Source organism: Gordonia sp. 11cp (assembly GCF_057767225.1).
This window is the reverse complement of record NZ_CM173437.1, coordinates 1,171,180-1,191,271: the sequence shown is the minus strand read 5'-3', so window position 1 is coordinate 1,191,271 and position 20,092 is coordinate 1,171,180. Positions and strand designations below refer to the sequence as shown.

The window sequence follows — 20,092 nt, the reverse complement described above, 5'->3', positions numbered from 1 at the left end:
TGATGCCGATCAGAAGTGGTGGGTGTCCGAGGGCGCGGGAGCGTGCACCGGATCGTCGTCGTAGTCCGATTCGGTGATGCCGTATGACCGGGCCAGGTCGAGGATCTTGGTCGCCCGCGCGATCCGTGGCAGGTCGGAGCCGTTGCGGATCTCACCGCCGTCGCGCTCGAATTCGGCGAAGAACTCACGCGCCCAGGTGATCTCGTCCTGGGAGGGGGAGAGGCCCTCGTTGACCTGCGCGCACTGGCCGGGGGTGAGGCAGATCTTGCCGGTCATGCCGAACTCGGCGCTGACCGCGGTCGCCTCACTGAGTCTGAGTGCGCTCGAACCGACCGTCGGGCCGTCGATGGCGCTGGGCAGATGGGCGGCCTTGGCGGCGATGGTGAAACGCGAACGGGCGTAGGCGAGGGTCTGCGGGTTGTCGCCGAAACCGGTGTCGCGGCGGAAGTCCCCGATGCCGAACGCGAGGCGGAAGGTGCCTTTAGCGGCCGCGATCTCACTGATGCGCTCGAGCCCCCGCGCGGTCTCGACGAGTGCCACGATGGGCAGACCGGGCAGGCGCTTGGCGGTCTCGGTGACGTGGTCGACCGACTCGACCATCGCCAGCATCACCCCGCCGACCGCGGTCTGCGACAGGGCCTCGAGGTCGTCGGCCCACCACGGGGTGCCGAATCCGTTGACGCGGACCCAGTCTCCGGCGCCGGGGCCGGCGGTCCCGTCCTTCGGCCCGAGCCAGCGGACGACGTTGTCGCGCGCTTCGACCTTGTCCTTGGGAGCCACGGCGTCCTCGATGTCCAACACGACGATGTCGGCGCGCGAACGGGACGCCGGCTCGAACTTCGCGTAGTGGGAGCCGTTGACCAGCAGCCAGCTCCGGGCCAGCACCGGGTCGATGCGCGAACCGATGTCTGTCGACTCGGCGTCGTAGGTGGGGTTGTCGTCGTACATCAGGGTCTCTCGGTCTGTGGAGCTCGGGCTGGGTGGACAGCAGCCTTCCCATCGTTGCCTACGGACGACAGCCGGTGCAAAGCGCCTCGCGGCCGATCGGCACACTTGGTCCATGCAGCAGACGCGCCGGACGACGGGCACCGTCGGCGCCGTCGGGTCGGTGGCGGTCGGTTCGATGGTGGCCAACGTCTGCATGTACGTGGTGCACCTCGCCGCGAGTGCCCGCTTCCTCGATGTCAGCGAATACGGCGAGTTCGCGGTGCTGCTGTCGGCCATGCTCGTGCTCGGCGTGCCGGCCATGGCCCTGCAGAACGTCATCGCCCGGGAGGTCGTGCTCGGCGGCGACGAGGGACGCCTCCGCGCGCTCGGGGTGGTGACGACGTCCTGGGTTGTCGTGCTCACCGTGGTCGCCACCCCGCTGGTCGCGCTGCTGTTGCGCACCGATGTCGCGACGACCGCGGCAGCACTCGCCTCCGCGCCGCTACTCGCCCTCATCGCCGCAGGTCAGGGGATTCTGCAGGGGCGCGGCGAGTTCCGGGTGCTGTCCTGGGTGCTGGCCGTGGTCGGTGTCGCCCGGTCGATGCCGATCATCGGGGCGTTCGCCGCCGGCGCCGGGCCGGCGGGTGGGCTCCTGGCCGGGACGCTGGGGGGCGCGGCCTCGGCGGTCGTCGTCTGGCTCGTGGTGTGGTCGGTGGCGCGGGCCGACCGGCCTCGAGGTGGGGCGTCGGGTTCCGCCGGGGTCCTCAGCGTGGTGCGCGCGTCCCAGGTCCAGCTGGTGCTGATCGTCGCCTCGTCGATCGACCTGTTGCTCTCACCCCGGGTCCTCGACGCGGAGGAGGTCGGGGTGTACGCACTCGGCGCGATCGCGACCAAGGTGGCCTTCTGGCTCCCGCAGGCGATCGGCGTGGTCTTCTATCCCCGCCTCGCCGATCCCGCGCGGTCGCGGGCCTCGCTGCGTCAGGCGGTGACGGTTGTCGCCGTGATCGGGGTCGTACTCACCGTGCTGGCCGGTGCGGCCGGGCCGGTCGTCCCGCTCGTCTTCGGGGACGGCTACGACACGCTCGTGCCGATCCTGTGGTTGTTCGCCTACATCGGCGCCGCGCTCGCCGTCCTGCAGGTCGTCCTGCTGTCGGCGATCGCGCGCGACCGGACGCGCGTCGCGCTCGGCACCTGGCTGGTGGTGGCCGCCGAGGTGCTGATCATCCTCACGGTCGCCGGGTCGGTGATCGGAGTCGCCGGAACCGCCGCGGTGGCTGCCACGATCGCCGCGCTGGGGACGTGGGCGGTCGCGCGCTGATCGGCGCGCCATCGTGGTCATCGAATCCGCTCCCTGAGGAGCGAGCTTGCGCCCTCCACGCCCGCTCCCTGAGGAGCGAGCTTGCGCCCTCCACGCCCGCTCCCTGAGGAGCGAGCTTGCGAGCGTCACGAAGGGTCTCGCAACCTCGGTCACCGGACCCTTCGTGACGCGCCCTCCGCAGGCTCCGGGCGCTCCTCAGGGAGCACAGGGCCCTTGAACGTTGCCGAGTACCCGAAGTTTCGGCAGTGTTGTGTCATGAGCGACAACGAGAGCACACAGGTCACTGTCCAACGCACGATCGAGGCGCCCGTCGACGCGGTGTTCGACGTTCTCTCCAATCCCGAACGGCATCAGGCGCTCGACGGTTCGGGGTTCATCCGCGGTGTGGACCACGCCGACCGCATCCAGCAGGTGGGTGACGTGTTCACCATGAACATGGCGGGCGACCACATGGGCGGCGAGTACAAGACGGACAACCATGTCACGGGCTACGCCAAGGACAAGCTCCTGGCATGGCAGACCGCGCCCGCCGGCACCCAGCCGCCCGGATGGGAGTGGCTGTGGGAGCTGGAATCCCAGGGTCCCAACGAGACGTTGGTACGCCACACCTACGACTGGTCGAAGGTCACCGACAAGAAGCTGCTCGAGAAGGTCAAGTTCCCGCTCACGACCGAGGATCAGCTCAACGACACTCTCGGCCGGCTCGCCGCCGAGTCGGCGTCCTGACGCCGATCCTGATCACTCCGGCTGCCCGCCAACGGTTTTCGCGTCACGCCGACGCCGAAGCCGGGCGGGCAGCCAGGCGGGATTGATCAGCATCAGCCCGGCCAGCAGGGCCGCGACGCCGAGGATTCCGGTGCCGATCGGCACCAGGCGGCCCCAGATCAGGATCGGGGACGCGAGGTCGGCGGCCAGGTCGGTCATCCGCGCCTGGGTGTTGTCGTCGTAGGTGAATGTCGCTCGTAGGTGCGGCAATTCGAAGTCGGCCGGGACGCCGGGGGTGCCGTCGGGGAAGCGGTACACCTCGTCGACGGTGATCGTGGCGTCGACTATCGTGCCGGTCCGGGGGTCGACGGCGAGATCCCATGAACTCCGGTGGTGCAGGTCCGCGGTCAACGGTCGGCGCGTGTCGCCGACCCCGAACCACGACGCCGGCCGCGTGATCGAGACGTTGGTGCCCACGGGCCGGCCCAGTGCCTCGCGAGCGAGGTCGGTGTCGGGGACCTCGGCGCGGAACCGGGCGACGTCGCGGCCGCGGACCTCGGTGTCGCCGTCGTACACCAGCGGGACGGCGGTACGGGTGACGGCGTCGAAGAACTCCCGGTCGGCCGTTTCGGTGTCGAAGGGCAACAGATAGGTGACGCCGCGGCGGTCCGGGACGAGGACGGCCGCCTGTCCGCTGTCGTATTGGATCTCCGACGCCCCGCGCGCGGCGAGTCGTGGTAGCGCGTTCTTCCGGTCGAGTGTCACCCGATCCTTGACGGCGTTGACGGTCGCGTCGTTGCACGGTAGCGACCCGTCGTCGGACTGGTTTCCGGGGTCGGCGCCGGGGCGCGGATCGCCGGGGTCGACCTCACGGTCGTCGATGCGCAGCGTCTCGGCCTGGATGGACGTGCCGGCCTGCAGGGTCACCCGGTGTTCGTCGGACGGTTGCACCGCCACGACGCGTTGCTGGCGGACGAGGTCGGCGCCGACGGTGCTGGCCGAACGGGTCCCGAGCGAGCACCGGTCGAAGATCGTCGCGTCGTCGGCGGTGGCGACGGTGGTGAAGTCGGTGCTGAGCGGGATCGTCCGGAAACCTCCGACCAGCAACGTCGGAAGGGCGATGGTCACCGCGAGCAGGAAGCCGCCGACGAAGATCAGGGTCGGACCGACGAGGTCCGCGGTCGACCAGCGATGGGGCTGCAACTCGGACTCCGGCTCGGGACCGATCGACGACGAAGACATGGTGGCGAGGGTACGCAACGGGCGACGGCCGGCCGGTGGGCAGGATGTCGGCCCATGAGCGGTGGCGACGTGTGGTCGGTGAGGAGGTCGGCCTCAGTAGAAGTTCGGCTCCACGGGCCCGCATGCCTGGCGGCGCGGGACGCGTGTCGGCAGGGTGCGTCGGATGCGTCCGACAGCGGGTGCTCTCCCTGACGTGCGCTGACGAAGCGAGTTCGCGGCGACGGAGCGCAACCAGCGGCAGGTGCCACTGGCTGCGCTCGTCGCCGGCGCGACCAGCGGGGTGTTTGCGGGTCGCGCTCAACGCCGGCGCAGCCAGCGAGGGGCGCTGGCCGGGAGTGTCGTCGGCGCGGCGTCTGGCGTGTCAGGCGGCGTCGGGCTCGCTCTCCGTCGAGTCAGAGGATGTGTCTGTCTCGGTGGCCGTCTCGGAGTCGGGAGTGTCGTGTCCGGTGTCCGCGTCCGGTGTGCCCACGTCCGGTGTGTCCGAGACGTCGGCGGTTGGCGCTTCGGTGCTGTCGGAGGAGGGCTCGGCATCTGTGGAATGGCGCCCGACTCCGGTCAGGCGGTGGCGTCCGCCTTCTGTTGGGGAAGCGACTTCGGGCGTGCTCCCGGAATCGCTGGTTTCGGGAGCACGATGGCGCCCGCCGGTCTCGGTGATCGGTGGTTCGGAAGTGGTTTCGACACGGCTCCTCGCTGCGCTCGTCGCCTGCTCAGTCAGCGGGGACGTCGTGTCCTCCACTGGTACTGCGGCATTCGATGCCGTCGGCGTCACCAGCGGATAGAAGGCGTTGTTCACAGCATCCCACCGAGCGATGTCGGATTCGCTCGGATCGATACCCACGGCGTCGTTCAGGATCATCGCGGCCAACGTGAGCGGGTGGTGCTTCGGTTGGTAGACGACGTAGGTGGTGTTGCCGTCCCGGCTCCGCATGGTCGTCGGCGGCTCGGTGTAGTCGATCAGGTTGCCGTAGTTCTCTTCGCCGAGGCCGCTGTGGATCGCGATGAAACCGGCACCGTTGACGAGTAGCGAACTCAACGGCCGCAACGTTTTCCACTGGAAGTTGGCAACCGGATCGCCGACCACGACGACGGACACCACGTCCAGGTCCTCGCCCGTTGCCCCTGGATCGCGAGCGCCGTTGCTCTCGGCGCCGAACAGTTCGAACACCGCGCCGACCACCGGATGGTCGTCGGCCCACGCCTTGAGACCCCACGGGCTGCGCGGGTCGGAGATGAGGAGGATCATCGACCGGTCGACGTCGAGGGTGCCACCGGCTACGGCTGTCTCGGCGGCATCACCGAGTGCGTCAGCTCCCTGGGAGTACCCGGTGTACACGACGAAGGGCTGTCCGTCGGTCTGCTGCGCGAACGCCCGCATCACGGCCAGGTTGTTGTCGACGGCGACATCGCGCGAGCCGTCGTAACCCGGTGCGAAGATCGGCAGCACCGCACCCGAACGACCGGAGACCAACGGCCCCAGCGCCTCTGGGTAGTCGATGATCAAGGTCTGGCGGCCCGCGCGCAGACCTTGAATACGCGGGAACAGGGTGCCGTCGTCGGTTCCGGGTGTCACCACCACGATCGTGTTGCCGTCCGCCCGTGGGAACGTCGTCGAGAGCCAATCCGGCCCGAGCCCGTCGTCGGGTTCGGCGGGGCGGAGGACGCCCGCATCGTCGAGCTCGGCAATGGTCTGCTGCGTCTGCGGCGACAGCATCGGTGCCGCGACCGCGGTCGACGACAGTGCCGTCGGAACGATCAGGCCCAGGCACAGTGCGCACCCCACCGAAGATGCGCGCAGCGCCTGCCGAATGCCCGTCATTTGTTTCCCATCCCCGGTGAATGTCACGTCGACGTGACACCCCGTGTTGACATACTCAATCGACGCTCCGCGATCTCGAAACTCCGCCAATTGTCTGCTCTCGATGACGGGCGCGACAAGTTACCGGCGGGTTTTCACCCGATCGGGGGAACGGGGTTCGGTTGCCTGCGAGGGCGTTTGACTCGGCTGGTCGGTCGCACTCGTGCTTCACGTGCACTCAGGGGCCGGACATGAGCCCGGCCCTTGTGATCGAACGCAAGGTTCTCGGAAGAGTGGTCATCGGTTTCGCTGAGCCCGCCGACGTCGCGACGCGGCCACCGTCTACGAGACGGTGGCCGCGTTGCGTTTGCGGACTACCGAGGTCTTACCGCCGATAGGGTGTGGGCTCGGCCTTCGACCAATCCTTGTAGATCGGGTCCTCGGGGTGGAAGTTTCCCCAGTTCGACTCGCGCGGGACGTTGACGATGTCCCAATCAGGTTTGGCCGGTCGGACTTCGCACCAGTCCCACACACATGTCCGTGTGAGGATCTTCCAGACCCCGTCCCGCTTTTCGCAGAGATCCCGGTACCTGCCGGCCTGGAACATCGTTACGTCCGGCTCCTTGAACACGGCCACACAGATGAACATGCTCTCCCGCTTCGCACGGTCGCCGTCGATCTCACTGAGCACATTGCTGACATGGTGGTTGACGCTGTGCGCCTGGTCTTTCCACCCGAAAGCGGCGTCGGCCCATCCCTGACCGTTGCCGATGTAACCGCCGTGGTCGTCAGTGGAGTCCGGCCAGTAGGTCGACCTCATCAGCTCTCGATCCATTCGGTCGACGCCGCGGCAGTAGGTCATGAGGTTGTCATGGAGCGCTTGCTTGTCGTACAGGTTCTGGAGTTGTTCGTCGGTCAATGCCATTGGGTTTCGACTCCCTTGCAATAGTTCTCAGTGTCCTGGCTTTCGAGAATCGTCTTGTCGGCGCTGATCGCGACTTCCCCCACGTGCTGTCCGCTCTCGAGGTGCTGGAAGGCGCCCGGTAAACCGCGAACGAGTACGGACAGCTCGGATCTGGTCTCGCTTTCGCTATGGGTGCAGTGCATCGAGGCCGCCGGAAGAGCGTTGAACCGGGCGCCCGGCGTGGAGAGTCGCGACTCCCACCTGAATCCAACTGATGTGAGGAGCGCCACAGGCGACAGAGGAATAGTGCACTTTGACCGTGCACGGTGTCAAGCGCACTATCCCACTTATCTAGTGCGGTTGACAGAGTTGATCGTACAGACGCACTATGTGAGCAGTTGTTGCATGTTGCTCCGGTCACAGTCGCGGCGTGGTGGGTCGTGCCGTACAGCGACCCGCCGCTCGAAACGACGACCGTGGGGGCGCGACGACAGACCGAAAGCCGACGGATTTGAGGAGTGAGAACGTGGACAGGTTGCTCGAAGGCAAGACCGCCATTTTGACAGGCGCTGGTTCTGGGATGGGACTCGCAACAGCCAGGCTGTTCCACAAGCACGGCGCGAATCTCGTCCTCGCCGACATCTCCGGCGCACAAGACACGACGGCCAAGGAACTCGGTGACCGTTCAGTCGCAATCCAGACCGACGTGTCGAAGGCGGCTGACTCCAAGGCCATGATCGATCTGGCGCTCAGCGAATTCGGCGGGCTGGACATCCTGTGCAACATCGCGGGCGCCATCGCGCCGATGGTGTCGTTTCACGAATCGTCCGAAGAGGATTTCGACAAGATGGTCGACGTCAACCTCCGAGGGGTGTTCCTCTCGATGAAGTACGCGATCCCGGAACTGCTGAAGCGCGGGGGCGGATCGATCGTCAACGTGGCGTCGACGGCGGCCCTCATCGGGACCCCGAACCTCGCCAGCTACAGTGCGGCGAAGAGCGGAGTGTTGGGGTTGACCAAGACGGTTGCACTCGAATACGCAGAGCAGCAGATCAGGGCCAATACTCTGTGCCCGGGCACGATCAAGACGCCGATGATGGATCAGGGCATTGCTGACAATCCCGGCGCGTACGAGTATTTGCGGGACCTCGTCCCCGTGCGCCGGGTCGGCACCGCCGATGAAATCGCCAACGGAATGCTGTTCCTGGCCAGCGACCAGTCGTCCTACATCACCGGTATCGCCCTACCGGTCGAGGGTGGTCAGACGGCGGGCTAGTTCCGATCGTGTTCGCACCGGTCATGTGCGCAGTCACCGACGGATGATGACCAGACGGCGTTCGGCGCTGCATCCGTTACATGTAGCAATGTGGAGGTTCCATGCTCACCGGCGACCCGACGTCGATCTTGCCGATCAGCGGCGTCCGAGTCCTCGATCTCTCAGACGGATTCTGTGAGGGTGCGGGACGAATTCTGGCGGATCTGGGTGCCGAGGTCGTCAAGATCGAGGAACCGACCGGAGCTCAGTCACGTGCGCGCGGTGTGCAGGTCGACGGCGTCAGTCTTTCCTTCGCCGCCAACAACGTGAACAAGCAGAGTGCGGCTCTCGACCTCACCGAGCCCGGGGGACGTGACCAGTTCCTCGGGCTGGTGCGGACAGCCGATCTGCTTATCACCGGGGGCCCCGCAGGACAACCGCTCTCCGGGGTGCTCAGCCCGGAGAAATTGTCGGAGGCGAATTCGGCACTGATCGTGATGGAACTGAGCTGGTTCGGCACAACGGGGCCGTACCGCAATTGGGTCGGATCCAGTGACGTCCTGGCCGCCCTGACTGGCCTCCTTGCGAAATCGGGTCTGCCGGGCCGTGATCCACTGTTACCACCGGAGCATCTGATCGATGCGGCGGCGTCGTCACAAGCGGCGTGGACGGCGATGCTCGCGCTGTGGAAGCAGCAGCAAAGCGGTGAAGGCGAGCGGATCGACTTCTCGGTGTTCGAGGCCGTCGCGGTCAGTTTGGACCCGGCTTACGGGATCAGCGGTTCTGCGCGCGGGGCGGCCCTGGACTTGCCGCGAGACCGGCCCGACGCACGGCACCTCTACCCGATCTTCGCGTGTGCCGACGGGTGGGTGCGCATCTGTCTCCTGAGTGCCCGCCAGTGGAACGGCATGTTCGAGTGGGTGGGACGGCCAGAGCCGCTCAGTGATCCCAAGTTCGCGGTGCTCAAAGAACGTCACAACGCAACAGAACTCATCACGCCGATCCTCGCCGAGTTCTTTGCTCAGCGGACGCGACAGCAGGTCGTCGAGGAAGGCGTGAAGTTCGGTGTGCCGGCAGCCGGGTTGTTGGTCCCGTCCGAGGTGTTCACCGAGTCGCACTACCTCGAGCGGGGCACGTTCGTCGATGTCGCGGTAGGGGAGACGACTGCGAAGCTGGCACGCGGCTACTTCGAGATCGATGGTCTGCACATGGGGTTCCGCACAGCGGCGCCAACGGTGGGTGAGCACACCGACGCGGTGCTGAGGACACATGCCAGGAGCTACGCAATCCCGAAGAGAACTGATCACCGTAGGCCGTTCGACGGCCTTCGCGTTCTGGACCTCGGGGTCATCGTCGCCGGAGCCGAGGCCGGTCGGTTGTTCGCCGACTGGGGTGCCGACGTGATCAAGGTCGAGAACCGGCAGTTTCCGGACGGGAACCGGCAGAGCGTCGGACCCAACACCGTCACCGCGAGTTTCGCGCGCGGGCATCGCAACAAACGCAGCCTGGGGGTGAACCTGCGCTCAGAGCGCGGACGGCGACTGTTTCTCGATCTGGTCGCAGAATCCGACGTGGTGCTCTCGAACTTCAAACCCGGAACTCTGGAGTCCCTCGGTCTCGGTTACGACGTTCTGGCACAGGCGAACCCGCGACTGATAGTGGCCGACAGCAGTGCTTTCGGCGCCACCGGGCCGTGGAGCCGACGGATGGGTTACGGCCCTCTGGTGCGGGCGAGCACAGGGATGAGCTGGCTCTGGAGCTACCCCGGGGACGACGACGGATTCAGCGACGCGATCACGATCTATCCCGATCACGTGGCAGCGCGATTCGTCGGCGTCGCAGTGGTCGCGCTGTTGATGCGCCGAGAGCAGACCGGTTGCGGTGGTACCGCCAGTGTCGCCCAGATAGATGTCCTGATCGGTCAGATGGCCGACCAGTTCATGGCGGAATCACTGCGTCCGGGCACCTTGACCGTCGCCGGGAACGTACGAGGAGGCGACGCGCCCCGCGGACTGTTCCCGGCCGCCGGGGATGACGAGTGGTTGGTCGTCGACGTGCACACCGATGACCAGTTCCGCGCGCTCGCCGGGGTGCTGGACAGACCGGAGTGGCTCGACCGAGCCGATTTCGCGTCGGCGGAAGGACGGGTCGCGAACCGGGGTGAGATCGAGGACAGCGTGCGTCGCTGGACCGCCGCGCACGAACCGCGCGAGGCGATGATGATCCTCCAGAAGAACGGCGTCCCCTGTGGTTTCATGCAGCGCGCGAGTGAATTCGACGAGGATCCCCAGTTCGCTGCCAGGGAGTTCCTGCGGTTGCAGGACCAGCGACAGTTCGACGGTGCGCTGGTCACACAGAACGGCGAGGCCGTCTTCAGCACGATCGGGGAGCCGGCGTTCGGCGCGGCCCCGATCCACGGCGAGCACACCGAAGAGATCTGTGCGCAAGTGCTCGGGATGTCCGACGACGAGATCGCCGAATTGATCGGCGACGAGATTCTCGAGATCCCGGATCTGTCTGCGGCAGCGCCGAACTGAACGAGAGGAAGAGCAGTGCCTGTGAAACCAGGGGACGGTACGGAAGCCGAGCTCGTCACGACGGAGCGTCGTGGCCATGTGCAGGTGATCACGATCAACCGTCCGGAGGCACGGAACAGCATCAACAAGGCGGTGGCCGAGGCTCTGGGCGACGCCCTCGAAGCAGCCGACTCCGATCCTGAAGTCCGGGCGATAGTGCTCACCGGCGCGGGGGACAAGGCCTTCTGCGCCGGCGCGGATCTGAAGGCGCTCTCGCGCGGCGAGTCGATCATGCCCGACGGCGACCGCGCCGAGTGGGGTTTCGCCGGGTACGTGAGCCATCCGGTGAGCACGCCGACCATCGCCGCGGTCAACGGGTTCGCCCTCGGTGGCGGAACGGAGATCGCACTGGCCAGCGATTTGGTTGTCGCGGCCGAGACCGCCACATTCGGGCTACCCGAGGTCCGACGCGGCATTGTTGCAGCTGCCGGTGGCGTTTTTCTTCTGCCGCAACAGGTTCCGCGAAAGATCGCCCTCGAGTTGATGTTCACTGGTGAGCCGGTCCCGGCGGGACGGGCATACGACCTGGGTCTCGTGAACCGCGTCGTCCCTGAGGGGAAGGCGCTGACAGCGGCGATCGAGCTCGCCGACACCATCTCGGCGAATGCCCCGCTGGCGGTCCAGGCGAGCAAGCGCATCGCCGGCGGGATTTCCAACGGCCGGGTGGCGCGCGACGACGCCGACTGGGCCAGAAATCGTCAAGAGGCGAGGGCGGTGATGGGCTCGAACGACGCGCGTGAAGGCACAAGGGCTTTCGCCGAGAAGCGTGCCCCACAGTGGACCGCGTCATGACTCGGCAGCGAAGCGGACGTTCCCCGGTGATCGTCGGCCTCGGCATGACCGAGATCGGTAAGGTCTATGGGCGCAGCGGTCAGCAGTTCGCGGCGGAGGCGTCTCGTCGCGCCGTGGCCGACGCCGGCATGGCTCTTGCCGACGTCGACGGGTTGCTGGTCTCCGGCGGCGCCTCGAACGACGTCGCTCTGGGGTTGCAGGTCGACCTCAACCTCCGCGACCTCAAGGTCCTGAGCATGATGCAGTCGTTCGGTTCGACAGCCGGTGCGATGGTTCAGTTCGCGTCCATGGCCGTGCAATCCGGTACGGCCGAGGTCGTCGTCTGCGCGTTCGGCGACTCCCCCCTCACGGAGGGCAAGGGCGCCGGAGATGTGTACTCCGCGAAAAACCGCACTCCGAGTGGGTGGACCGGTCTCCAGCGCTCGACCGGTGCCGCCACACCGAACATGCTGTACTCGCTGGCAGCGAGGCGTCACATGCTCACGTATGGAACGACATCGGAGCAGTTTGCCGCCGTGGCAGTCGCGCAGCGTCAGTGGGCGGTGTTGAATCCCTTTGCGCAGATGCGCAAGCCGATCACCGTCGAAGACCATCAGAACTCCCGGATCATCAGCGATCCGTTCCACCTCTTCGACTGTTGCCTGGTCTCCAACGGCGGCGTGGCCGTCGTGGTGACCACCGCGGAGCGCGCGGCCGATCTGCGGCAACCTCCGGTCGACGTGCTCGGCTGGGCACAGTGCCACCCGGGGACGATCCTGCGCCGCGACGAGAACTTCGGTCTGGTGACGGGCGCGGCCCGATCGGGTCCGGCGGCGATGGAGATGGCAGGTGTGACCGTCGACGACATCGACATCGCCGAACTCTACGACTGCTACACCTACACCGTGCTGGTGAGCCTCGAGGACTACGGATTCTGCGCGAAAGGCGAAGGCGGAGAGTTCGTCTCCACGCCGGGCAACATCGGCCCGGACGGCAAACTCAAGCTGAACACCGGTGGCGGGCAGCTGTCGTCCTACTACATGTGGGGGATGACCCCACTGTCGGAAGCGATCATGCAGGCGCGCGGTCAGGCCGGTGAGCGTCAACAGGAGCAGCACGACCTCGTGCTGGTCTCCGGCAACGGCGGCATCCTGGACCATCATTCGACACTGATCCTGGGCTCATGACACGGCATCCGGCATACCGGCGAGAGATGGAGACGATGTGTTCATCGCACCTGTAGTACGAGATCCGGCGACCGCAGCGTTCTTCGACGGAGCTGCCCGCGGAATCTTCCTGTTGCGCAGATCGGTTGTCACCGGCGAGATCCTGAGCCCGCAGGTCCAGCAGGACAGCGTCGGTAACACCGACCTGGAGTGGGTGCCCGCATCGGGCCTGGGAAAAGTGGTGTCCTGGGCGTTCGTCCCCAAACGCGTTGCCGGTTCCGACGAGCTCGCCTCGATCACCATCATCATCGTCGAACTCGATGAAGGTCCGTGGTGGTGGACGCAGCTCGTCGATGCCTCGCCGGCCCAGATGGTGGAGGGACTGCGGGTGAGGGCGCTGTTTCCCAGGTCGGGTCCCGACGAATCCGACGAGTTCGTCCCGGTTTTCGCGCCGGTGCGCGACGCGGACGCGCGAATCGACTGTAGATGAGCGCCCGCGACCAAGAATCTGTCGCCGGTCGAGATCGGTGGACTGGACAACGCGACCGATGCGCTCGCGCGACCGTTCAGCGGCGCATACGACGGCAAACTGACTGTGCGCGTGGTCCAATGACCGACGAGAGTGGTCTCGAGTAGAGGAACGTCCGATGATCAAGATCGTGTTCTGCCTGCGCGGAAAGCCTGAACTGACTCCGGAAGAATTCTCCCGATACTGGCTGGAGGAGCACGCGCCCTTGGTACGTACCCACGCCGAGGCCCTGGGGATTCGCCGTTACGTCCAGAGTCACACGTTCGACGACCCACGTCTCGCATCCACGCTCACCGCGCGTGGATGCGAGGGCGAACCCTACGATGGTGTGGCCGAGATCTGGTGGGACAGCGCTGATGAGTTCGCGGCGGTCCGCAACAGCGACGCCGGGCGAGCCGCCGGTCTGGCGCTTCTCCGGGACGAGCGAGAGTTCATCGATCTGGCGCGCTCACGCATCTTCTTCGCCCGGGAGCACACGATCATCTGATCAGTACGGCCCTGTCGTCTCCTTCGATGTGTGATGGGGGTTGCAGCCGTCGCCATTGCCGGTGTCGCCACGCGGGGGCAGGCGGGCGGACCGATTTCGCCGTGGGACTTCGCTCTGACCGTCAGCGAAAGTCTGAGGAGTCGAGAAGCGTATTCGCCTGCTCGAACAGCTCTTTCGCGCGCTTACCGAGCGAGTCGCCGATCTCTTTCGTCGTGCTGCCGGCGTATGCCCGTGCGTTGGAGCCCTCGAGAAGAATGGCGAGCCGGTAGCAGGCCAGCACGGCGAACCATTTGTAGTCGCTCACGTCGCGGCCGCTGGCGTGGGCGTAGCGCTCCACGGCGTGAGCCGTGGTGGGCATCCCGGTGGCGACGGGTACTCCCAATCGATCGGGGAGGGCGGGGTCCGGCCAGTTCGCGAGGAGGTGTCCGAGGTCGAGCAGAGGATCACCGATCGTGCACAATTCCCAGTCGACGATCGCAGTCACCCTCGGCTCACTGTGATCGATCATGACGTTTCCGAAGTGGAAATCGCCGTGAATCAGTCCTGGATTCCAGCTGCCCGGGATGTTGGCGTCGAGCCACGCCGACACCCGCTCGAGGTGCGGGAGTCGCGGGCCCGGATACTGCCGGATCTCGCTGTAGGAATCGAGCTGAGAACGCCACCGCGGCACCTGGCGGGTCAGCCAGCCCTCGGCCTTGCCGAAGTCGGCGAGTCCGTGCTCGATGTGGTCCACTCGGCCGAGTGCGGCCAGCGCGTCGATCATCGACTCGCCGAGTTCGCGTTGCTGCCCGGGATTCTCGGCGATGTGGTCGGGTAGTGGGAGAGCGCCGACACCGTCCACGGGTTCCATCAGATAGAAGGCCGCCCCGAGCACGTCGGTATCTGTGCAGGCGGCGATGAGTCCGGGATGTGGGACCTCACTACCATGCAGCGCTGCGAGCACCCGTGCCTCGCGTCGCATTGTCTCGTCACTGTTCTTGCGCTTGCTCAACGGCGGTCGGCGCAGGACATACGAGCGACCGTCGCGCGCGAAACTGATGAGGATGTTCTGCGTCCCGCCGGCAAGTGGCCGAACATCGGTGATGGGTCCCTCGCCGAGGTTCTGCTGGGTCATCCACCCGGCGAGAACGTCCAAGTCGACGCCGTCGACGGCGTCGAGAGTCTTCTTCACGCGGTTGTGTCCTTCGTGTCGGATAGCTGCTGGCGATGTCGTTCGGCGTAGAGGCGCTCGGTCTCGGGCGACAGAGGCGCCCGGATGATCGCAGCGACCACGTCGATGATGCGGCTGACGAACAGTTGGTCGTCCGCGTGCGGCCGCTCGGATGCTCGTCGGGCGAGCTCGACTGTCGAGAAGATGATGGCCGAGTAACGGGTGTGGAGTTCCGCGGCGCCGGGCGGGAGGATGCCCTGGGCATGCTGGCGCCAGCGCCAGATGCTGGTACCGGTGTCGACGAACATCCCGTTGGGGTGCTGGTTCACCTGGGCGTAGATGCGCAGGAAGTAGCGGCCGTCCTCGTCATCGAGTTCGCGCGCCAGGGGTCGGACCAACATCGCCGCGATATCTCTGGCGTCGAGGGTGGGGTTGGCCTCGTAGTTGTCCAGCATGGCCTCGCGGCGAGTGTCGACACGAGCTTCGTGCGTGGAGAGGATGGCAGCAACCAGACCATCGCGGTCGCCGAAGTGATACTGGACGGCCGTCGCATGCTTGATACCGGCCTCCCGAATGATCTCGCGGAGGCTCACGCCGTCCAGCCCACGCTCCGCGAAGAGCCTCTTGGCGGTGACCAGCAGGCGTGATCGTGCGCCTTCAGTTTGGGCCGACATGTCAGCCCGCCGCCCATGCGACGCCACCATCGACCTTGATGACCGAGCCGGTGGTGTAACTGGATTCGTCGCCTGCCAGGTACAGGGCGGCCCCGGTGATCTCGTCGGCATTCCCCGCTCGCTGGAGGGGGATCGTGTTGCGCGTCATGTCCGCCAATGTATCCGGGTCCCAGGCCTTCGAGATGTCGGTCAAGAAGAGGCCGGGCATGATCGTGTTCACCCGGACGGTAGGGCTGAAGACGTGTGCAAGTGCCGAACTGAGGTTGTTCACACCGGCTTTGGCGATGGCATAAGGCACTTCGGCACCGCCTGGTTGCACCGCTGCGATACTGCTGATGTTGATGATCGACCCGCCGCCGTCGTTCACCATGCGAGTCCCGATCAGAGTCGCCAGGCGGAACGGTCCCTTGATGTTGACTCCCATCACCTTGTCGAACAGTTCTTCGCTGACGTCGGTCAACGAGGGATAGGTCGGCGACATCCCCGCGTTGTTGACCAGGATGTCGAGGCGGCCGAAGCGTTCGTAGACCTCGTCGACCAGGCGGTCGCAGTCTTCCCAACGTCCGACATGGCAACCGAGCCCCACGACCTCGCGCCCGGTCTGGTCGGCGAGTTCGGCTGCGACAGAGGCGCATACGTCAGCTTTTCGGCTGGCGATGACCACGTTCGCGCCGGCCAGTGCATACGCCCGGGCGATCTCCAGGCCCAACCCGCGGCTCCCGCCCGTGATAAGTGCGGTCTTGGCGGTCAGTGCGGTCATCGGTGTGCCCCCGGTGCGGGTTCGAACCGGCTCTCGGCGCGCTGATCATGATTCACACCCACATAGTGCGTACGTACGATATCTGGTGTCAAGCGCACTACCGTGCGGTGCCGCGAAAATGTGCATGTCATGACGGTCCATCCCCTACGAGGGCTGTCCCGCAGCGGCCGTGTCGGCGAGCAGTTGATCCTTGAGTTTACGCTTGACCAGCTTGCCGGTGGGGGTGCGAGGGAGGTCGGCGACGAACACGATGGTCCGGGGGATCTTGTAGCGGGCGATGCGCTCGCGTAGGTAGTCCAGCAGCTCTGACCGGAGTACGTCGTCCCCGGCCACGCCTGGTGCGGGGGTGATGACAGCGGTGACGATCTCGCCGAGTTCTTCGTCCGGCATCCCGATCACGCCTGCGTCGAGGACCCGGGGATGTTCGACGAGCGCGTTCTCGATCTCCTGCGGGTAGATGTTGACGCCACCGGAGATGATGAGGAAAGAATCGCGGTCGGTCAGGAAGAGGTAGCCGTCTTCGTCCAGGTAGCCGAGATCACCGGTGGTGGTCCAGGTCGGGTGGAGAGGGTGCTGGGCGTCTCGGGTTTTCTCGGGCGCGTTGTGGTACTCGAACGGCAGCGCGTCGCGCTCGAAGTAGATCGTTCCGATCTGTCCGGTGTCCACGTCGTTTCCGTCCGCGTCACAGATGTGCGGAACGCCGAGCGCCGCGCGGCCGACGGTTCCCGGCTTACGAAGCCATTGCTCGCTGTCGACGATCGTCATGCCGTTGTATTCGGTGGCCGAGTAGAACTCCCACAGGATGGGACCCCACCATTCGATGATGCGTCGCTTGGTCTCGACGGGACACGGAGCCGCCGCGTGGATCGCAACGCGCAGACTGGAGATGTCGTATCCGAGTCTGGTGGAGTCGGGCAGTTTGAGCATGCGGATGAGCATGGTCGGGACCCACTGGCTGTGGGTGACCTGGTAGCGCTCGATGAACTCGAGTACTGCCTCGGCGTCGAAGCGATCGACGAGAATGACGGTCCCGCCGAGAGATTGGACCACGCCGAACCAGCGCAACGGTGCTGAGTGGTAGAGCGGGGCGGGGGACAGCGCAACGGTGTCGGAGCCGACGCCCCAGACCGTCCGATTGGTCTCGATGAGGTTGTCGCCCGGGTCTCCCACCTGGCGTCCTGGCAGAGGCGGCTTGATGCCCTTCGGTTTGCCGGTGGTTCCCGACGAATAAAGCATGTCGGTGCCGCGGGGTTGGTCCTCCATCGGCACATCGCTCTCGGCTTCGGCGGCGGAATCGAGATCGGTGTATCCGTCGACGTCGCCACAGAAGACGAGGCGGTGTTCGAGGTCGGGTGTCAAAGGCAGGAGGGCGCTGACGAGTTCCGGTAGCGCGGCGTCGACGATGAGGGCCTTGGCGCCGCAGTCGTTGACGATGTACGCGGCTTCGCCGGGTGTGAGGTGCCAGTTGACCATCGTCAGGTACAGCCCTGATCGCATTGCCGCCCAGTAGATGTCGAAGACCCGCGCGGTGTTGGTGGCAACGACGGCGAGATGGTCGCCCGGGCGTAGGCCCAGCGCGTACAGGTGACGCGCGATCCGAATGGAGTTGGACTCCAATTCGGCATAAGTGACCACAGCGCCGGTCTCGGCAGTGATCACCGCAGGCTTGTCGGGAAAGGTGTCCAGATGGGCGCCGGGATACATCGATTCTCCAAGGATGAGGACGGGGTCAGTGGTGGGGAACCACTCACACGGGCGGGTTGTCGGGGATGCCGAAAGGGAGACTGCGCTCGAAATCCAGGCGGGACCGGCGGTCGTGGTTGCCGGTTCGGTTGTAGAGTTCGGGGAGGCGTACCGACATACCCCACACCGGGGCCAGGCCCCATCGACCGTGTGTATCGCCGATCTTCGTCGACTCCGCAGCGACGATGAGATCGCAGCCGAGTGCGAGTTCGAGTCCACCGGTCAGGCAGTACCCGTGGATCTTCGCGACAGTGGGCATCGGTAGTGACTCGAGTGAATCGATGGTGGCCGCCTCGAATGTGATCGTGGCGGGGTCGGAGTCGCCGTCGAGTGCCTTGAGGTCGTGGCCGGCGCAGAACGCCCGGCCAGCTCCTTGTAGGACCACACATGTGACGTCACTGCCGGCCCGTGCTCTCGCCAGGTGCCCGTCCAGTTCTTCGAACACCTCGAGGGTCAGGGCATTGAGTTTATGCGGGGAGTTGAGGGTGAGAGTCAGAACCGAATCGCGTTCGTGCGCCAGAACCAGACTTTCAGACATTCTCGGCATCTCCTCGGTGGCAATCTCGACGGCGTCGTCGGGAAACAGAGTCATCACGCTGTCCCGCATCAGCATGCGTCAACGCGTTCCGAAGTAGATCGACTTTCGCTTGTAGTAGGGATCGATGCCCTCGGGACCGAGCTCCGTACCGAGGCCGGAGGATTTCACGCCGCCGAACGGCGCGGCGAGATCGAGGGCGTAGTGGTTGACCCCGACGGTGCCGCTGTCGATCCGGGCGGCGATCTCCAGCCCGCGGTCCTCGTCGGCGGTCCACACGGTGCCGGCGAGTCCGTACTGCGAGTCATTGGCGATGCTTATCGCCTCGTCGATGTCGGAGTATGCGGTGACGGTGAGCACCGGACCGAAGATCTCTTCCTGGGCGATCACCGCGGAGTTGTCGACGTCGGCGAAGACGGTGGGTTCGACATACCATCCGGCGTCCAGCTCCTTGGGCTTTCCGCCACCTGCAGTGATCCGGTAACCGGCAGAACGGCCCTGCTCGACGTAACCGAGGACGCGGGTTCGCTGTGCGGCACTGACGAGTGGGCCGATCTGGGTCGAGTGCGCAAGCGGGTCACCGACCGACAGCGCCCGAACCGTCTCGGTGACCGTCTCCACCACGTCGGCGTAACGAGACCGCGGTGCGAGGATCCGGGTACTTGCATGGCACGTCTGGCCGTTGTTGATGAGAGACACGTCGAGCAGGTTGTCTGCGAAGACGGCGAGGTCGGCATCCTCGATGACGACAGCAGCCGACTTTCCGCCGAGCTCCAGCGTGACCGGCCGCAGGAGTCGGCCACAGACCTCGCCGATCGCTCGCCCGGCCGGCGTCGACCCGGTGAACGCCACTTTGTCGACACCGGGGTGCTCGACGAGGTAGGCCGACTCCTCCCGACCTGCCGGGATGACGTTCAGGACGCCGCTCGGCAGACCGGCTTCGCGCGCGGCGTCGGCGAAAATGAATGCGTCGAGCGAAGTTTCGGGCGCGGGCTTGAGGATCACAGTGCATCCGGCCGCGAGTGCGGGAGCGATTTTCATGGCGGCCAACGGATGAGGGTAGTTCCACGGGGTGATCGCGGCGACCACGCCTACCGGCTCACGCCGCACCACCGTGCGTCCGCCCCGAGCGCTCGGGCGGACGTCGTCCCCCGATTCCTTCCGGATCAGGTCGGCGTAGTAGCCGAGCATCCGGGCGGGCCCGTGACCGTTGACTCTCTCCGAAAGGGTGATGGGCATGCCGTTTTCCCGGCTCACGAGTTCGGCGGTCTGGCTCGCACGAGCCGTCAGCGCGGCGGCGAACCGATCGATCAGGTCGGCACGCTCGTCAGTGGTCAGGGAGCCCCACGGTCCCCGGAGCGCCGCACCCGCGGCGCCGACCGCGGCGTCGATGTCGGCGCGCGATGCCATCACCGACTGTCCGAGGACTTCTTCGGTCGACGCCTCGATGACGTCGATGATCGAGCCGCCCTGCGACTCGACCCATTCTCCGTCGATGAACACGCGTGTGCGGTGCATGAGCGCCTCGGTCATGGAACTCCCCTTCGAGTTGATG

The 20,092-nt window shown here is 66.0% G+C and carries 18 protein-coding genes; 8 read left to right on the top strand and 10 right to left on the bottom strand.

Annotated elements, in window-relative coordinates:
- Positions 1–9: 9 nt before the first annotated feature.
- Positions 10–948, bottom strand: a complete 939-nt coding sequence (locus AC3B6C_RS05125; protein WP_488375236.1) for an HpcH/HpaI aldolase/citrate lyase family protein — start codon at positions 946–948, stop codon at positions 10–12.
- 112 nt (positions 949–1,060) lie between these two features.
- Here AC3B6C_RS05125 and AC3B6C_RS05120 point away from each other — a divergent pair, with 112 nt between their 5' ends.
- Positions 1,061–2,245: an MATE family efflux transporter gene (locus AC3B6C_RS05120; protein WP_488375235.1), complete on the top strand. Its 1,185-nt coding sequence runs from the start codon at positions 1,061–1,063 to the stop codon at positions 2,243–2,245.
- A 255-nt stretch (positions 2,246–2,500) separates the two neighbouring features.
- Positions 2,501–2,971, top strand: a complete 471-nt coding sequence (locus AC3B6C_RS05115; RefSeq protein WP_488375233.1) for an SRPBCC family protein — start codon at positions 2,501–2,503, stop codon at positions 2,969–2,971.
- A 12-nt stretch (positions 2,972–2,983) separates the two neighbouring features.
- Here the strand turns inward: AC3B6C_RS05115 and pgfA are convergent, their stop codons facing one another.
- The 3 genes from pgfA to AC3B6C_RS05100 form a co-directional block, all read right to left on the bottom strand.
- On the bottom strand, positions 2,984–4,192 hold the full coding sequence (pgfA, locus tag AC3B6C_RS05110) for a cell envelope lipid trafficking protein PgfA (protein WP_488375232.1): 1,209 nt from the start codon (positions 4,190–4,192) through the stop codon (positions 2,984–2,986).
- Positions 4,193–4,553: 361 nt separating this feature from the next.
- Positions 4,554–6,008 carry a PE-PPE domain-containing protein gene (locus tag AC3B6C_RS05105; RefSeq protein WP_488375231.1) on the bottom strand — a complete coding sequence of 485 codons (1,455 nt, stop codon included), beginning with the start codon at positions 6,006–6,008 and terminating at the stop codon, positions 4,554–4,556.
- A gap of 364 nt (positions 6,009–6,372) precedes the next feature.
- Complete coding sequence (locus tag AC3B6C_RS05100; RefSeq protein ID WP_488375230.1) at positions 6,373–6,912, bottom strand: nuclear transport factor 2 family protein; 540 nt, start codon at positions 6,910–6,912, stop codon at positions 6,373–6,375.
- 505 nt (positions 6,913–7,417) lie between these two features.
- Here AC3B6C_RS05100 and AC3B6C_RS05095 point away from each other — a divergent pair.
- The 6 genes from AC3B6C_RS05095 (at position 7,418) to AC3B6C_RS05070 (ending at position 13,675) form a co-directional block, all read left to right on the top strand.
- The gene (locus AC3B6C_RS05095; RefSeq protein ID WP_488375229.1) at positions 7,418–8,167 is read left to right on the top strand and encodes an SDR family NAD(P)-dependent oxidoreductase; all 750 of its coding nucleotides are present in this window, start codon (positions 7,418–7,420) and stop codon (positions 8,165–8,167) included.
- A gap of 101 nt (positions 8,168–8,268) precedes the next feature.
- Entirely contained in the window at positions 8,269–10,683 is a 2,415-nt protein-coding gene (locus tag AC3B6C_RS05090; RefSeq protein WP_488375227.1) for a CaiB/BaiF CoA transferase family protein, read from the top strand.
- A gap of 15 nt (positions 10,684–10,698) precedes the next feature.
- Complete coding sequence (locus AC3B6C_RS05085; protein ID WP_488375226.1) at positions 10,699–11,514, top strand: crotonase/enoyl-CoA hydratase family protein; 816 nt, start codon at positions 10,699–10,701, stop codon at positions 11,512–11,514.
- Entirely contained in the window at positions 11,511–12,680 is a 1,170-nt protein-coding gene (locus AC3B6C_RS05080; protein WP_488375225.1) for a thiolase family protein, read from the top strand. Before AC3B6C_RS05085 ends, AC3B6C_RS05080 begins: the two co-directional genes overlap by 4 nt.
- Positions 12,681–12,717: 37 nt before the next feature.
- A complete protein-coding gene (locus AC3B6C_RS05075) occupies positions 12,718–13,149 on the top strand; it encodes a Zn-ribbon domain-containing OB-fold protein (protein ID WP_488375224.1) in 432 nt (143 codons plus the stop codon).
- A gap of 157 nt (positions 13,150–13,306) precedes the next feature.
- Entirely contained in the window at positions 13,307–13,675 is a 369-nt protein-coding gene (locus AC3B6C_RS05070) for an EthD domain-containing protein (RefSeq protein WP_488375223.1), read from the top strand.
- Between the two features lie 121 nt (positions 13,676–13,796).
- On the opposite strand, the gene AC3B6C_RS05065 is transcribed toward AC3B6C_RS05070, so the two are convergent.
- The 6 genes from AC3B6C_RS05065 to AC3B6C_RS05040 form a co-directional block, all read right to left on the bottom strand.
- Positions 13,797–14,789, bottom strand: coding sequence for a phosphotransferase family protein (locus AC3B6C_RS05065; RefSeq protein ID WP_488376224.1), 993 nt, complete (start codon positions 14,787–14,789; stop codon positions 13,797–13,799).
- Between the two features lie 53 nt (positions 14,790–14,842).
- Positions 14,843–15,529, bottom strand: a complete 687-nt coding sequence (locus AC3B6C_RS05060) for a TetR/AcrR family transcriptional regulator (protein WP_488375221.1) — start codon at positions 15,527–15,529, stop codon at positions 14,843–14,845.
- Positions 15,501–16,259, bottom strand: coding sequence for an SDR family NAD(P)-dependent oxidoreductase (locus AC3B6C_RS05055; protein WP_488375220.1), 759 nt, complete (start codon positions 16,257–16,259; stop codon positions 15,501–15,503). Before AC3B6C_RS05055 ends, AC3B6C_RS05060 begins: the two co-directional genes overlap by 29 nt.
- A gap of 144 nt (positions 16,260–16,403) precedes the next feature.
- Entirely contained in the window at positions 16,404–17,963 is a 1,560-nt protein-coding gene (locus tag AC3B6C_RS05050) for an acyl-CoA synthetase (protein WP_488375219.1), read from the bottom strand.
- A gap of 43 nt (positions 17,964–18,006) precedes the next feature.
- A complete protein-coding gene (locus AC3B6C_RS05045; RefSeq protein ID WP_488375218.1) occupies positions 18,007–18,540 on the bottom strand; it encodes an enoyl-CoA hydratase/isomerase family protein in 534 nt (177 codons plus the stop codon).
- Between the two features lie 78 nt (positions 18,541–18,618).
- The gene (locus tag AC3B6C_RS05040) at positions 18,619–20,070 is read right to left on the bottom strand and encodes an aldehyde dehydrogenase (RefSeq protein ID WP_488375217.1); all 1,452 of its coding nucleotides are present in this window, start codon (positions 20,068–20,070) and stop codon (positions 18,619–18,621) included.
- Positions 20,071–20,092: the final 22 nt, after the last annotated feature.

What these genes read in the sequence shown, in the direction of transcription:
- AC3B6C_RS05125 (WP_488375236.1), bottom strand. Translation starts at nt 948, where the DNA reads ATGTACGACGACAACCCCACCTACGACGCCGAGTCGACAGACATCGGT.
- AC3B6C_RS05120 (WP_488375235.1), top strand. Translation starts at nt 1,061, where the DNA reads ATGCAGCAGACGCGCCGGACGACGGGCACCGTCGGCGCCGTCGGGTCG.
- AC3B6C_RS05115 (WP_488375233.1), top strand. Translation starts at nt 2,501, where the DNA reads ATGAGCGACAACGAGAGCACACAGGTCACTGTCCAACGCACGATCGAG.
- pgfA (WP_488375232.1), bottom strand. Translation starts at nt 4,192, where the DNA reads ATGTCTTCGTCGTCGATCGGTCCCGAGCCGGAGTCCGAGTTGCAGCCC.
- AC3B6C_RS05105 (WP_488375231.1), bottom strand. Translation starts at nt 6,008, where the DNA reads ATGACGGGCATTCGGCAGGCGCTGCGCGCATCTTCGGTGGGGTGCGCA.
- AC3B6C_RS05100 (WP_488375230.1), bottom strand. Translation starts at nt 6,912, where the DNA reads ATGGCATTGACCGACGAACAACTCCAGAACCTGTACGACAAGCAAGCG.
- AC3B6C_RS05090 (WP_488375227.1), top strand. Translation starts at nt 8,269, where the DNA reads ATGCTCACCGGCGACCCGACGTCGATCTTGCCGATCAGCGGCGTCCGA.
- AC3B6C_RS05080 (WP_488375225.1), top strand. Translation starts at nt 11,511, where the DNA reads ATGACTCGGCAGCGAAGCGGACGTTCCCCGGTGATCGTCGGCCTCGGC.
- AC3B6C_RS05070 (WP_488375223.1), top strand. Translation starts at nt 13,307, where the DNA reads ATGATCAAGATCGTGTTCTGCCTGCGCGGAAAGCCTGAACTGACTCCG.
- AC3B6C_RS05065 (WP_488376224.1), bottom strand. Translation starts at nt 14,789, where the DNA reads ATGACCCAGCAGAACCTCGGCGAGGGACCCATCACCGATGTTCGGCCA.
- AC3B6C_RS05060 (WP_488375221.1), bottom strand. Translation starts at nt 15,529, where the DNA reads ATGGTGGCGTCGCATGGGCGGCGGGCTGACATGTCGGCCCAAACTGAA.
- AC3B6C_RS05055 (WP_488375220.1), bottom strand. Translation starts at nt 16,259, where the DNA reads ATGACCGCACTGACCGCCAAGACCGCACTTATCACGGGCGGGAGCCGC.
- AC3B6C_RS05050 (WP_488375219.1), bottom strand. Translation starts at nt 17,963, where the DNA reads ATGTATCCCGGCGCCCATCTGGACACCTTTCCCGACAAGCCTGCGGTG.
- AC3B6C_RS05045 (WP_488375218.1), bottom strand. Translation starts at nt 18,540, where the DNA reads ATGTCTGAAAGTCTGGTTCTGGCGCACGAACGCGATTCGGTTCTGACT.
- AC3B6C_RS05040 (WP_488375217.1), bottom strand. Translation starts at nt 20,070, where the DNA reads ATGACCGAGGCGCTCATGCACCGCACACGCGTGTTCATCGACGGAGAA.